The organism is Sphingobium amiense (assembly GCF_003967075.1).
Lineage (GTDB): Bacteria > Pseudomonadota > Alphaproteobacteria > Sphingomonadales > Sphingomonadaceae > Sphingobium > Sphingobium amiense.
In genome coordinates, this window is record NZ_AP018664.1 from 859,785 (window position 1) to 873,116 (window position 13,332).

Annotated in this window: 11 protein-coding genes; 5 read left to right on the forward strand and 6 right to left on the reverse strand. The window is 61.9% G+C overall.

What is annotated here, in order from left to right; all coding sequences use genetic code 11:
- Positions 1–68 precede the first annotated feature (68 nt).
- Both SAMIE_RS04065 and SAMIE_RS04070 read left to right on the forward strand, forming a co-directional pair.
- Entirely contained in the window at positions 69–893 is an 825-nt protein-coding gene (locus tag SAMIE_RS04065; RefSeq protein ID WP_066699012.1) for a DJ-1/PfpI family protein, read from the forward strand.
- Between the two features lie 261 nt (positions 894–1,154).
- Positions 1,155–3,305 carry a TonB-dependent siderophore receptor gene (locus tag SAMIE_RS04070; protein ID WP_066698624.1) on the forward strand — a complete coding sequence of 717 codons (2,151 nt, stop codon included), beginning with the start codon at positions 1,155–1,157 and terminating at the stop codon, positions 3,303–3,305.
- A gap of 108 nt (positions 3,306–3,413) precedes the next feature.
- Here SAMIE_RS04070 and SAMIE_RS04075 read toward each other — a convergent pair whose 3' ends face one another.
- Complete coding sequence (locus tag SAMIE_RS04075) at positions 3,414–4,373, reverse strand: GlxA family transcriptional regulator (protein WP_066698622.1); 960 nt, start codon at positions 4,371–4,373, stop codon at positions 3,414–3,416.
- 277 nt (positions 4,374–4,650) lie between these two features.
- Between SAMIE_RS04075 and SAMIE_RS04080 the strand changes: the two genes are divergently transcribed.
- The 3 genes from SAMIE_RS04080 to SAMIE_RS04090 all read left to right on the forward strand — a co-directional run bounded on the left by SAMIE_RS04080 (position 4,651) and on the right by SAMIE_RS04090 (position 8,517).
- Positions 4,651–5,940 (forward strand): amino acid deaminase, encoded by a 1,290-nt coding sequence (locus tag SAMIE_RS04080; RefSeq protein ID WP_066698614.1) that lies wholly within the window; start codon positions 4,651–4,653, stop codon positions 5,938–5,940.
- A 58-nt stretch (positions 5,941–5,998) separates the two neighbouring features.
- Complete coding sequence (locus tag SAMIE_RS04085) at positions 5,999–7,600, forward strand: tannase/feruloyl esterase family alpha/beta hydrolase (protein ID WP_066698612.1); 1,602 nt, start codon at positions 5,999–6,001, stop codon at positions 7,598–7,600.
- A 239-nt stretch (positions 7,601–7,839) separates the two neighbouring features.
- Positions 7,840–8,517, forward strand: coding sequence for a DJ-1/PfpI family protein (locus tag SAMIE_RS04090; protein ID WP_232037368.1), 678 nt, complete (start codon positions 7,840–7,842; stop codon positions 8,515–8,517).
- A gap of 51 nt (positions 8,518–8,568) precedes the next feature.
- On the opposite strand, the gene SAMIE_RS04095 is transcribed toward SAMIE_RS04090, so the two are convergent.
- From SAMIE_RS04095 to SAMIE_RS04115, 5 genes are all read right to left on the reverse strand, one after another.
- The gene (locus SAMIE_RS04095; RefSeq protein WP_066698607.1) at positions 8,569–10,188 is read right to left on the reverse strand and encodes a pilus assembly protein TadG-related protein; all 1,620 of its coding nucleotides are present in this window, start codon (positions 10,186–10,188) and stop codon (positions 8,569–8,571) included.
- Positions 10,185–10,637: a TadE/TadG family type IV pilus assembly protein gene (locus tag SAMIE_RS04100; RefSeq protein WP_083952411.1), complete on the reverse strand. Its 453-nt coding sequence runs from the start codon at positions 10,635–10,637 to the stop codon at positions 10,185–10,187. Before SAMIE_RS04100 ends, SAMIE_RS04095 begins: the two co-directional genes overlap by 4 nt.
- A 169-nt stretch (positions 10,638–10,806) precedes the next feature.
- On the reverse strand, positions 10,807–11,022 hold the full coding sequence (locus tag SAMIE_RS04105) for a hypothetical protein (RefSeq protein WP_066698596.1): 216 nt from the start codon (positions 11,020–11,022) through the stop codon (positions 10,807–10,809).
- Positions 11,023–11,051: 29 nt separating this feature from the next.
- Positions 11,052–12,314: an N-succinylarginine dihydrolase gene (locus tag SAMIE_RS04110; protein ID WP_066698593.1), complete on the reverse strand. Its 1,263-nt coding sequence runs from the start codon at positions 12,312–12,314 to the stop codon at positions 11,052–11,054.
- The gene (locus SAMIE_RS04115; RefSeq protein ID WP_066698590.1) at positions 12,311–13,330 is read right to left on the reverse strand and encodes an arginine N-succinyltransferase; all 1,020 of its coding nucleotides are present in this window, start codon (positions 13,328–13,330) and stop codon (positions 12,311–12,313) included. Before SAMIE_RS04115 ends, SAMIE_RS04110 begins: the two co-directional genes overlap by 4 nt.
- Positions 13,331–13,332: the final 2 nt, after the last annotated feature.

The following is a 13,332-nucleotide window of genomic DNA, read 5'->3' on the forward strand; positions in this document are numbered from 1 at the left end:
AAGCAAAATGAGAGCCGGGATTTCAGAAGATGAGCGTCCCGGCTCATCATTCAGCCACGCAGGATCACATGATTAACATCGATCGCCGCACCGCAACGCTGCTTGCCCTTCTCGCACCGGTTCTGGCCGGAGGGGCGGCAAGAGCAGCACCGATTTCAGCAGGCGGACAAGGCAAGCCGGAGACGAAAATGGACATCATCCCGCCCGACTGGAAAGGCTCGGAGAAAATCGGCATCGTCATATATGATCATATGACGGCGCTCGATGTTATCGGGCCGCATTATTTCCTCTCCAAGCTTCTTGGAGCGGACATCCAGTTCGTCTCGCACAATCTTGATCCGGTGCAATGCGGAAACGGGCTGGCGATCCTGCCGACCGCCACGTTTGAAACCTGTCCCAGGGATCTGGACATATTGCTCGTCGGCGGCGGCAGCAGCGGCACGCTGGCGGCGATGCGGGACGACAGGCTGATTGCCTTTCTGGCAGACCGTGGCTCCCGCGCGAAATGGGTGACGAGCGTGTGCACGGGGTCGCTCCTGCTGGGGCACGCGGGGCTGCTGCGCGGCTATCGGGCGACATCGCATTGGATCGGGCGGCCTCTGCTCAAGGAGTTCGGCGCGACAGAAGTGGATGAGCGCGTCGTTTTCGATCGCAATCGGGTGACGGGTGCGGGCGTGTCGGCGGGCCTCGATTTCGCTCTGGCGCTGGTCATGCGGCTCCGTCCGCTGGCCGCCGCGCAGGCAGCGCAGCTTTTTGCCGAATATGCGCCAAACCCGCCGTTGCACAGCGGGACGCCCGATGAGGCGCCCGCCGAGGTGCTCGGGATTGCACGCGAAATGCTGTCCGATTTCGTCAGCGGCGTGCAGGAGACAGCTCGACAAGGGCGGAAATGATGGCGGTTGCATTGCCGGGCGGATGACCTGCCGTCCTGGTGAGCAACCGTATGACTATATTGGAAATGTGTCGGCGGCGGAGTTGGTGACGCTCCAGAGAGGGCGGCAGGACTCCGTGCGATTTGAGTAGCGGTAACGCGGCAGTCTCTGCCCGTTTCAGCCGCAATGAATGAATGGGGCCAGTTAACGAGGGGAACGCAAATGTCATATCGCTACGAAGATCTTCGGCCGAGATTCTTTTCTGCACGGAACGGGGTTCGATTGAGCCTCGCTCTGGCGCTCGGAACGACCTTCCTCACCCATGCGGGTTACGCTCAGGCGCAGGCCGACAAGGACGAGAACGCCAATAGCTGGGGTGCGGGGACAATCGTGGTCACTGGACGGCGCGATGGCTACACATCGCATGAGGGCGGATCGGCGACCCGCACCAACACGCCATTGATCAACGTTCCCCAGTCGGTTCAGGTTCTGAACAGTTCGCTGATCCGCGATCAGGACCGCCGCTCTCTGGCCGATGCGCTCGTGAACGTGTCCGGCGTCGTTCCCACCAAGCCGGAGGAATCCGCACTGGCCCAGCCGCTTATCCGGGGGTTCGCGGCGGAAATTTTCCAGGATGGCCTGCCTGCATACACCATCAATGCGATGGCGGACCCCACGAGCCTTATCGGCGTGGAGCGGGTTGAGGTTGTCAAAGGGCCGACCTCCACGGTTTATGGCGGCGGGGCGGGCGCGCCTTTGGGCGGCCTTATCAACGTCGTATCGGTGCGACCGCAGGATAAATTCGCGGGTTATGTCGCTATCCGTGGCGGAAGCTGGTCAACCTATAACCCCTATGCCGACATCAATGTGCCGCTGAGCGACAATATCGCGGCGCGTGTTACCGCGGAATATCAGCATAACGAAAGCTGGATAGACAAGGCGAAGGGCTATCGCTGGTCGATCCAGCCGAGCCTGTCATTCAAGCTGGGGGACCAGACCCAGTTGCTGTTGCAGGGACGATATGATCGCCGCTCCCAGCTCGAATATTCGGGTCTGCCGGCGGCGCAGGCGCAGAGCGGACAGATTGATCGCTATGCCTTTCCGGGCGCGCCCGTCGGCCAGCCGCGCAGCACGATCGTCAACAAACTGGTCTCGGGCGAATTCCGGCACGAGTTCAGCGACGATGTGCGATTGACGGTCACGGGCCGCTATTTTTATAACAATTACGACGAGTATGGCAGCTTCGTGTCGCCCGATTATGGTCAGCCCGATCCTGTCGGTCAGCCGACTACCTATTATATCTTCCCCATATTCCTGCCGAACCGGGTCAAGGAAGCCACGGCCGACGCCAACCTGCTGGTCAACAAGGAAATGTTGGGTGGTCAGCATGAACTGCTCGTGGGCGCGAACTACGATCACACGCGCAACACTATCGCCATGTATTTCAACTTCTCGCCTTTGGGCACCTTTGTGCCGATAGGGGAGATCGACCTCGCGAACCCCGTCTACAATAACGCTTTCGGGCCGACCCCAGCTTTCCTTCAGGGGCAGACGGACAAGTTCGAAACGACAGCAGCCTATGTGCAGGACCAGGCAACCTATGGTCCGCTGCATCTGTCGGGTTCGCTGCGATACACGCATCTGAAATGGCGGCGGGTGGGGGCGATTGATGCCACCTACAATCATTTCAATCCCCGCGTCGGCGCGACATTCGACATCAAGCCCGGCGTGGCGCTGTTCGCGGGCTACGCAACAGGGTTCCGTGGCGCGTTTTCATTCTTCGGCGCGGATAAGCCAAAGCCCGAAACATCGACCAGCCTGGAAGGCGGCCTGAAGCTGGCGCTTCCCAAGGCAGGGCTGTGGGGGACCATAGCAGCGTATAAGCTGACGCGTCAGAATGTCGCCGTGCCCGATCCTGAGCAGGGATTCCTCGCGGCGGTTCAGGTGGGTGAGCAGCGCTCGCGCGGGTTCGAAGCTGACATCACGTGGGAACCGATCCGCGCTCTGTCGATCCTTGCCAACTATGCCTACACCGACGCCGAAGTCACAAAGGATGTGCCTCCGTCGCCGCCGTTGACGGTATCGCCGCTCGTAGGGAACAGGCTGGCGCGGGTGCCCAAGCATAGCGGGCGTATCGCAGCGCATTACCGTGTGTTGAACGGGCCGCTGCACGGTCTGTCCTTCGGCGCCGGCGTAACCGCGTTCAGCAGCCGCGAGACATGGCTGCCGACAGTCGCGGCTGGCGGCGGAACGGTGCCGGGCTATGCCGTCATTGATGCTCAGGCATCCTATGATTTCGGTCGGTATACCATCACGGTGTCCGGCATGAATCTGGGCGGAAAGCGCGGCTTCGATACATATGAATATCTCTCTCCGGTCGTAGCGCCCATCCAGCCCCGTTCGGGCTATGTCATGCTCAAGGCGCGCTTCTGAACCGGTTCACCAGCTTGCCATTGCAGGTCCAGCGCGGCAATTCTCTGCACGAATTGCTGAACCGGGCCTGCAATGGCGAGGCCAGGGAGGCTGACCGGATTTGCGCGGTCAGGCGTCGGTCTGTTCCCGATGCCGCGCGCGCCGGAGACCCTGCGGTGGCTGCCCGAAGGCACGGATGAACGCGCGGCGCATCCGTTCGGGATCGCTAAATCCTGTCGCGGCGGCGACCTGTTCGATGGGTTCCCGGGAATTCTCTACGCGTTCGCGGGCAGCCTCCAGTCGAAGCCGCTCAACAGCCTTGGCAGGGCTGACGCCGATGGCGCGTGCGAACGCTCGGGAAAAATTCCGCGGACTCATGGCGACATGATCGGCCATTTGTTCGACGGTCAGCCGTTCGGACAAATGGCTGCGTATCCATTCGAGCAGCGATGAAAATATGGACTCCTCGCCACTCAGTTCGGCCAAGGCCGAAAATTGCGACTGGCCTCCAGGGCGGCGATAATAGACCACCATGTCCTGCGCCACCTGCCGCGCGACCTGTTCGCCAAGATCGTCCGCAATCAGTGCAAGCGCGAGGTCTATACCGGCGCTGACACCACCGGACGTCCAGATGGAGCCGTCGCGCACATAGATGCGGTCTACTTCGACCTTGAGTTGGGGGTAACGTTTTTGAAGTTCGTCGGCCAGACGCCAGTGCGTCGTGACACGCCGGCCCTCCAGCACGCCCGCCGCCGCGAGCAGGAACGCGCCCGAACACACGCTGCAGAGATGGTGGGCCTGCGCTGCGCATTTTCGCAGGAAGGCCATGCTCTCAGGGCATTTTTCTACTTCCGGCCCGCCACTGCCTCCGACGACAAGCACCGTGTCGAGCCGGTCCACTTCATCGAAACTGATGCTGTCGACCCCAAGCCCTGACGAGCTTCCGACGCGCCCGCCATGGATCGAAATGGTGATCAGGCGATAAGCTCCAGGCACCATCTCGTTCGCAATTTCAAACGCCGCGATAGGGCCGGACGCATCGAGAAGCTGGAAATGATCGTAAAGGACGATGCCGACGACTTTGGTCATTGTCTGCAAATGAGGGATATGGTCTATTCAGTCAATATCGTCGCAGCGGCGGAATGGCCAAATCAGTTTATTCGCGGACATTATTCACGCTCGGGATGAAGACAGCCCGCATGCCTGGCGGAGCGATCCAGCGAAAGGCAAGGGCCGTTTGGTGTATCGCCTTTACTGTGGGAAGATCGCTCACATCGCTACCCGGCACAAATGTTCTGATATGGAACATTAGTTGCCAATTAGGAACAAATACCATATGGTGAGCGGGACATACATGGAGAAAATAATGTCCACCCTCTCATCCAGAAAACTCGACGCGATCACCAAGGGTTTGCCGCATCTGTCCGAGCCGATCGAAGTGGCTCAACTGTCGAAGCAGGGCTGGAACATCCTTCGTGAAGATGTGCCTTTACCCGTCGCCATCATCCGGAAATCTGCGATCGACCGTAACCGGCAGGCCATGATGGATTATGTGCGGGAAGCGGGCGTTGAACTTGCCCCCCATGGGAAGACCACGCTCAGCCCCGAGATATTCGCGATGCAGCTCGATGACGGGGTGTGGGGAATTACGCTTTCCACGGTGCATCAGTTGCGGGTGGGTCATGCTGCTGGCGTGACAAGGTTCCTTCTGGCTAATGAACTGGTCGGGCCTCGCGACCTGGATTTCGTCGTGAAGTTCCTGACGGACAACGAAGATGTCGATTTCTACTGCTTTGTCGATTCCCCCACGCATGTCGAGCGATGGGCGGACGCGGCCGCGAGAGGCAAATTGCTCCGCCCTATCAACCTGCTTCTGGAAGTCGGCTATGCCGGAGGCCGAGCCGGTTGCCGCACTATCGAAGATGCGCTCGCTACTGCATCGGCGATCGGCGAATATCCTCAATTGCGGCTGAGCGGGATCGCGGGATTTGAAGGCCTTCGCCAGTATCTTCCTGCGGAAGAGGCGCAACTCCTGACCGACCAGTTTCTGAATTATATCGCATCCGTGGTTCAGGCCGTCGACGGTCGCGGACTTTTTGGCGGTGAAGAAATCATTCTGACCGCCGGCGGTTCGGCGCTTTTCGACATCGTTGCCGACTCCTTTCGATCTCTGGCGCTGTCAAAGCCAAGCCGCACGATCATCAGAAGCGGCTGCTACATCACGCATGACTCGGGTATTTATGAACGGCATCAGCCAGCAAGACTGACCCGGCAGCAGATCAACCATCAATGCGGGCCGGCGCTGGATTCCGCGATCGAAGTCTGGGCCTATGTCATATCGCTGCCCGAAGCCGGACGCGCGATATTGGGAGCGGGAAGGCGCGACTTCGGGCATGACGCAGGCCCGCCAAGGGCGCTGAAGTCGTTCAGACCAGGGTCTGCTTCCAGCATGCAGGAGATGCCCGTGTCCTGCGAGATCGTGTCCATCAACGACCAGCACGCGCATCTGGCTTTTCCGGCTGAAGTCAGCCTTGCGATAGGCGACATGGTGGCGCTCGGCATTTCGCATCCCTGCACGACGTTCGACAGATGGACTTCGATGCTGGTCGTCGATGACGCATATAATGTCGTGTCCGGAATCACGACGCACTTTTAGGGCAGCGCCGGGCAGGGGCCAGCGGGACCGCTTATGGGTCGGGGAGAGTGATGTGACGATGAAGAGGCTGTTGCACACGCAATTCGCGATTGCCCTGATGGCGATCCCGTTGGCAGCGTCGGCGAAGCCCGACGCACAAACTTCGCTCCACCCCGTTGTCGAAACGCGCGGAGCGGAGCAATGCGCCGCTCTGAAACAGCTCGACCTTTCGACGCTCGACGACGCGCCTTCGCAAATTCTGGACGCTCGTCGAAACAGTCCAGCGAAGGGGGCAGGGAATCTCTGTGTGGTGGAGGGCTATGCCGCGCCTCAGGTCGGTTTCCGGCTTTTCCTGCCGGAGACTGGCTGGAATGAAAAATTCATCCAGATGGGTTCCGGAGGGCACGCCGGATTCATGAACGATGAAGCCTGCGCGCCAGCGATCGCGAGAGGCTATGCGTGCCTCATCACCGACATGGGCCACAAGGGCGCTGGACTGGATTCGCAATGGGCGCGTGGCAACCCGCAGGCTCTCATCAACTGGGGCTATCGCGCGACGCACGTCGTGACCGTTTCCGCCAAAGCCATCGTCGCGGCCTATTATGGTCGGGGGCCGACGAAAGCCTATTTCTCGGGCTGTTCGACCGGAGGGCGGCAGGCTCTTCAGGAAGCGCAGAAATTTCCGTGGGACTATAACGGGATCATCGCGGGCGCGCCTCCGATCCGGCTTTCCGACCTCTATGTGATGTTCGCCTGGAGCGCGCTGGCCAATCGGGATGCGGAGGGCCGCATGATATTGCGGCGAGCGGACCTCGACCTGCTCAACCGGGCGTCGCTCGCCGAATGCGATCTGGACGACGGGATACGGGATGGGCTGGTCTCCCGACCGCAACAATGCAGGTTCAGGCCATCCAAACTCGCCTGCCGGGCGGGGCAGGTGTCTGGCTGTCTCAGCGCAGCGCAGGTGCAGGCAGCCGAGAAAATCTATTCCGGGCCGGTCGATGCCGCGGGTCGCTCAATTTCAGGGGGCGGAGCTTTGCCGGGAGCGGAGCGGCTCTGGGCGAAATATTATCTCGACGACGCCAAGGGGCAGCTTCCATATATGTTTCCCCTTACGCGCAACGGGCTGGGCGATCTTTTTTCCGATCCGCCGCGCCCCGCTAACTGGACAGTCCAGCAGTTCAATTTCGCTGAAGACTATAAGAGACTGGACGTGATGCAGTCGCTTTACGACAGCAGCAATCCAGACCTGACGCGCTTTGCGGAAGCGGGCGGCAAGATGATAATCTATATGGGATTGGGCGACGTCTCCATGCCCGAGACAGTCATTGATTATTACAGGAAGGTGCAGCGGCTGGCCGGCGGAGCGGACAAGGCCGGCGAATTTGCGAGGCTGTTCCTGTTACCCGGTGTCGATCATTGTTCTGGCGGTCCCGGCGCCGATCAGGTCGACTACATAGCTTACCTCGAAAATTGGGTGGAAAAGGCGTCCCCTCCCGACATGATGATAGCGTCGCATGTCGGCGAAGGGGCGAATTCCGGCGACGGAGCACGGCCCGCGACCTTTTCGCGACCGGTTTATCCCTACCCTGCCTATCCGAGATACAAGGGAAAAGGTGATCCCGCCAAAATCGAAAGTTTCGAACGGGCGTTGCCTGAACCTGAAAAAGGCCTTGACTGAATGCCGGTGCAAATGTGAGTGCCGCGCCCTGTCAGGAAATGAGGTATTATTGTCATTCAATTGATGTGCCGTTTGAGGCATGCGAAGCATAGGATTCGGCTGTCGGTCGAAGACTTGAAGCAGCCGTGCAGAAATCCGCTTTTCAGTAAACCCGATGCAGAGCGAGGCATGTCATGAGTTCGGAACCTCCCAAATCGAATCGGCGAGATCTGCTCGTCACTGCCGCAGGACTTTCGCTTATGGTTGCCGCCCGACCCGCTGCCGCGCAAATCTCCGCGTCGCCGCCAACCGTTCCGGCTGGTCCGAAACTGCGGCTCGGCATGGTCCTGTTCGATGATTTCGAAGTGCTCGATGTTTACGGGCCGCTGTCGATGTTTGGCGCGCTGAAGGATCGTGTGCAGATTACCACGATTGCCGAAAAGGCGGGCACGATCACCACGGCCAGCGGGCTGTCGTTCGTCGCCGACGTCGCTTTCGCGGATGCGCCCCAACTCGATCTCGTCATCATTCCCGGCGGAATGGGAACGCGGCGCGAGGTGAACAATGCCCAGTTTCTGAGCGCAATCCGTCACCTCGCCGAAGTGACGCCTCAGGTCGCCACGGTTTGCACAGGGGCGGCTGTCCTTGCAAAGACGGGCTGGCTCGATGGGAAGAGGGCGACCAGCAACAAGATGGCGTGGAAATGGGTCACGGCCCAGAGTGCCAAAGTTTTGTGGGTGCCCAAGGCGCGCTGGGTCGAGGACGGCAAAGTCACGTCATCCTCCGGCGTTTCGGCAGGTATGGACATGGCGCTGTTCCTGATCGCAAAGCGGTTCGGCAAGGAAACCGCAACCTGGGTCGCCAATCGGGCCGAATATCGGTGGTATGACAATCCGGCGGACGATCCCTATGCCGCGATGAACGGGCTGGGTGCCTGACATCTCGGCAAAATCGGGATCGTCGCATTCGGCCGTGACGGCGTGCTTCGCTCACGCGACGAGCGTCGCAACACCGCACCGCCGCTGATGAACCCGGACGTCCGCCGTTCCTAGCCGGATACCCAGCGTCGCGGTAACATTATTGATGATGCCGTCCAGCAGCGGCGCTGCGGTTCCCAACACGCCGCCGATCAGGCTCGCCAGCGGGCTTGCATCGACCGTCATCCCCAACAGCGTGACGCGCAGTTGCGCACGCTGCATTAGACTGGCGGCAATGCCTCCGGTCAGGTCTCCCGTACTGACGGTCTTGGACCGCCGGGCTTCTATGTCGGCGGTGGAGAATGTCACATTCTGGGCCTGCGTGCCGCCCAGCATGATTTGGCTGGAGCCTGTCACGCGCGTTCCCGCCGCCTGCGCCAAAGTCGCCGTCCGTAGATTGGGGGCGACGCTGAAATTCAGCAGCGCGCCGGTGTCGATGTCGCCCAGAGCAGCGGAGCCGAGTGACGGCGTGACGGCCAGTGTCACGCCGCCGGGCGATCCGCAGTCCACCTGTGACAGCCGCGCTTCCGCCGCCGCCAGTTCGAGATAGACCGGTATCCGCACTGACGCGATGCCCGGCAGCAGCGCCGATACGCTACTGTCGAGATAGAGCCGCATCTGCCCGGTGCGAAGCACCACGTCACGGCTGGCCGTAATGGTGAGGGCAGGCGACCGTGCCTGTCCCTCCCCGCGAATGACCATCAGTCGCGTGGACGAAAGGCCCGGCACGTTGACGGTGAGGTCCATTGGCACGCTCGTTCCCGATGGCGGCGACAGCATCATGCGCAGCATCGAAAAGGCGTCGAGCAGGATGGAAGGCTGGCCCGCTGCGCCCGTCGCGCTGCGGGCCGGTCCCAGATCGACGATGTCGCTCAGCCGAACCGTCCGGCCCGGCATCCGTCCTGCCAGTGCCAGCAATGCGGTGGCGGCCGGCGATCCCCCAGATGCGTCCGCCATGGCGCCAAGCACGTCGGACAAGGGAATTTCCCGGTCGAAGAGGGCGCCATAGGCTTCCCCGTCGCGACCCAGACGGACCCGCAGCGCGTCCGCGACATGCAGCAGGTCAAGATTGGCCGCCAGCAGTCCGTTGCTGTCCAGCACCGACAGGCTGAGTTCGGTTCCAGCGAGATTTGAGAGCAGCATATTGGGCAACCCGCCGTTCAGGGAAGCCAGACCGGTGCCTAGCGAAAACGCCGCGAGATCGTTGCGGGCGGCGGTGGCGCGCGCGGTCAGATCCACGCCGTCGCGACCGACAAGCAGCCTCCCGAAGAATAAAGGCACCCGGCGCGTCACCGTGACCTTTGCCGCGCTGGAAGCAAAAGGGTCGGGCCGGAAGCGCTCCGCAACGGCGATTGCGGCGTCCGCTGTGTAGCTCCCCTTGTCCAGCGACACCATGCGCACGTTTGCCACGCCGCTCTGCGCGACCAACTGTGCGGCGGCTTCCGCCCCGCTTTGCGCGCCCGCCAGCGCTGCTGCATCGGCTACCCCCTGCAACTGCCGCCGCGCGAGATAGACCGATCCAAGATCGACCGCGACCGTTGCCGCGCCCGCCAGCATGAAGAGGGAGCCTGCCAACAGCACGCTGATCCCGCCCCGTCGGTCGGACCGCAAGGAAGGGCGACCCCGGTTCATGAGGCCGTTATCCGAACCACGGCGCTGCGCTCAAGCTCGCCTCCCGGCAGGGCTACCGGCAACGCGGCAAAGATCGGCGCATTGGCGAGGTGAAAGCGCAGCGTGACCTTGTAATAGCCGCCACTTTCGCTGGTCGTAACGGCGATGGTCTGCGCACCCTGCACCGGAAATGCGCTGCGGGCGGCGATGACGCTCTGGTCCACCAATGTGCGGCGCTCGCCTGCGTCCAGTCCCGCCACGGCCGACCGCGCGGCATCGTTGGCGGCCTGCTGCAGGCTATGCGCGGTCATGAACCAGCAGCCATAGCCCAATATGCCGGTCAGCAGCAGGACGAGGAGCGGAACGGCGAAGGCGGCTTCCACGAGGACGCTGCCACGCTGATCCGCGCCCGCCGTGCCCAGCGGACGAAGGGAAGCGCTATCCGTTGTGATCCGACAAATCCTGACCATGGGGCGACCCTAAGCCGCTCTTGGTCAAGGCTTGGTTTGGCCGATAGTCCGTTCTGCTCGCTATATATCGCGGCGCTCGACCGTCACAGGAGCCGGAATAGCGCATTGCGGCCCGAATCGCCCGGCCGTCGGATGGGCTTATCAGGTCCGGTTCGGACCGATTTCACGATTACATTCCGCGCTGATAATCCAGAGCATCGAGAATCTTGCCGCCCGCCATGAACACCGCGCCGCAACAGGCTGCTGCCAGCAGCTTGCCGCCCGTCCCCGGATATTGGCCCATATAGACAATGCCGCGCTCCGTCGCGCCGAGGGCCAGCGCGTAAATAACGAGAAAGGCCTCGAACTTCGTCTTGATGATGAAAAGATTCTTGATCCGTTTCATGGCGACTCATCCGGCGTCCCTGTCCGAAGCTAGGGCTTGAGGTCGCCTGAAAGCTGCAGATGGTCAACAAGCGTTAACCACGATTGTTCGATCTGCGCGATCAGGCGAGTGTCGCAGAGGTCGCCCGGCGCGATACGTTCGGGCCAATAGGCAGCGACAATCGCAGCGATGGCGTCAAGGCGCGCCTCGTCCACCAGAAAGCGTGGGTCGACATTGGCCGGGTCGGCCACGACGCGCAGCCTGAGGCAGGCCGGTCCGCCGCCATTCGCCATCGACTGCCTCACATCGACCGGCACCAGTCGGCGGATGGGACCGTTTCCTTCGACCATCTGTTCCAGCCATCGCCACACCGCAGGCGTTTCCTGAGCCTCGGTCGGGAGGATCAGAGCCATGCCGCCGCCATCGGGCAGCGTCACGAGCTGGGCGTTGAAAAGATAGCTGGAGATCGCATCGGCAAGGCTCACGGCGCTCGCAGGCACTTCGACGATCTCAACCGAGGGGAGTGCCGCCCGCAGATCGGCGTAGAACCGATCCTTGTCGGCAAAGGCCAGTTCATGCGTGAAGAGCAGATTCTCGTTCGCGACCGCCACGACATCGTTATGAAATGCTCCGGCGGCGATCGCCTCCTCGGACTGTTGCGCGAACAGCGTCCGGGCGGGGTCCAGCCCGTGAAGGCGTGCGACCGCCTTGCTGGCTTCGAGATGCTGGCGCGCCGGGAAGGCACCGCCCGAGCGGCCATAGACGAACACTTCCACGCCCGGCAGGTCGTGCCGTTTCGTGAGCCGCATATGATTGGCCGCGCCTTCGTCGCCGAAAGGTGCGGGCACCGGATCGTGCACCGCGAAGGCGCGGGGATCGGAAAAGGCGATGCGCAACTGCGCCAGCGTCTGTGGCCATTCATGGCTGCGGTGCGGCATGGTGACGAGATTGGCAACGGTCAGATGCGTGCGCCCGTCCGCCGTGTCGCTGGCGGGGGACACGGTCGCTGCATTGGCCGCCCACATCGACGACGCCGACATCGCGGCGGCGCGGATATGCGGTTCCGCCGACCCGACATCCGTGCCGAGCCGCGCCAGCCACGCACTATCGGGACGCCATTGAGGCAGAAAAATACCTTGGGCGAGGCCGAGCCGCACATTGCCGCGCATTTTCTCCAGTCCCTGAAGCGCCGCCGCGCGGGGATAGGACACCGCCCCTGCATTGCGTGCCGAGGCCAGATTGCCAAGGCTCAGCCCGGCATAGTTATGGCTCGGCCCGATGATGCCATCGAAGTTGATTTCCCGGACGCTCATGCCCGCCCCGCCATGGTGAAGCTGTCGCCCGGTTGCAGCCCCAGCCGCGCAGCGCTGGCGGCGTCGAGAGAACAGTCGCCGTCGTCGCTTTCCTGAACGAAGCCCCAGGTGCAGCGATAATCCGCAAGCTGTCCGGTAGTGATCAGCATCCTGTCGCCTCCGCTCTGGTGCGTCGCCGCCAGGGTGACGTCGCGTGCGGCGGCGATGGTCCTCAACTGGTTGATCTGTCCAACCATCGTCGGGCCGCCGTCGAAAATGTCGATATAGCCCGCATTCTCGAAGCCCTCGGTTTCCAGCATCCGCATCGCCGCGCGGCCATTGGGGTGGGGCAGGCCGATGACGGCGCGCGCGCTGTCCGTCAGCATTGCGGTATAGATCGGCGTCTTGGGCATCAGGTCGGCGATGAACTGGTTGCCGTTTACGGCGTTGAACTCATCTGCTTCCTGAAAGCTCATGCCGAAAAAGCGCCCGGCAAGACCGTCCCAGAAGGGGGATGCGCCCGCTTCGTCTATGACGCCGCGCAGTTCCGCGATCACCCTGTCGCCGAAACGCGCGCGATGGTTGCGGATGTAAAGATAACGGCTGCGCGCCAGCAGCAGCCCCAACCCCTCCGCCCGCTCGCGCGGATGGAGGAAAAGGCCGCCTACTTCCACCGAGCCTTCCAGATCGGTGGTCAGCGACAGCATCTGTGCGCGAAAGGTGCGGCCCAGTTCACGGCTATGCTGGGTCAGGACACCAAGCCGATAGGAATAAAAGGGCCAGCTTTGCCCCACGGTCGAGAAAATCTGACACGTCCCGCGGACCTGCCCTGTCTCGGTATTTTCCAGCACCATGACGATCAGGTCATCGGCGATGGCATCTTCGGTGCGCGCGACAGCCTGCTCTGTCCGTTCAAGCTTTGCGGCGAGCGAGGTTCGGTCCGGCGGCAGGTTGGTAAAGCCGCCGCCGGTCAGTTTCGCCATCTCATAGAGCGTCTGCAAGTCGTCCGAGCGCGCTATGCGCATGATGAAGCTCAAAA

Bases quoted from the DNA above. Each gene is read 5' to 3' on its own strand.
- SAMIE_RS04065 (WP_066699012.1), top strand. From the start codon at position 69: ATGATTAACATCGATCGCCGCACCGCAACGCTGCTTGCCCTTCTCGCA.
- SAMIE_RS04075 (WP_066698622.1), bottom strand. From the start codon at position 4,373: ATGACCAAAGTCGTCGGCATCGTCCTTTACGATCATTTCCAGCTTCTC.
- SAMIE_RS04080 (WP_066698614.1), top strand. From the start codon at position 4,651: ATGTCCACCCTCTCATCCAGAAAACTCGACGCGATCACCAAGGGTTTG.
- SAMIE_RS04085 (WP_066698612.1), top strand. From the start codon at position 5,999: ATGAAGAGGCTGTTGCACACGCAATTCGCGATTGCCCTGATGGCGATC.
- SAMIE_RS04090 (WP_232037368.1), top strand. From the start codon at position 7,840: ATGGTTGCCGCCCGACCCGCTGCCGCGCAAATCTCCGCGTCGCCGCCA.
- SAMIE_RS04095 (WP_066698607.1), bottom strand. From the start codon at position 10,188: ATGAACCGGGGTCGCCCTTCCTTGCGGTCCGACCGACGGGGCGGGATC.
- SAMIE_RS04100 (WP_083952411.1), bottom strand. From the start codon at position 10,637: ATGGTCAGGATTTGTCGGATCACAACGGATAGCGCTTCCCTTCGTCCG.
- SAMIE_RS04105 (WP_066698596.1), bottom strand. From the start codon at position 11,022: ATGAAACGGATCAAGAATCTTTTCATCATCAAGACGAAGTTCGAGGCC.
- SAMIE_RS04110 (WP_066698593.1), bottom strand. From the start codon at position 12,314: ATGAGCGTCCGGGAAATCAACTTCGATGGCATCATCGGGCCGAGCCAT.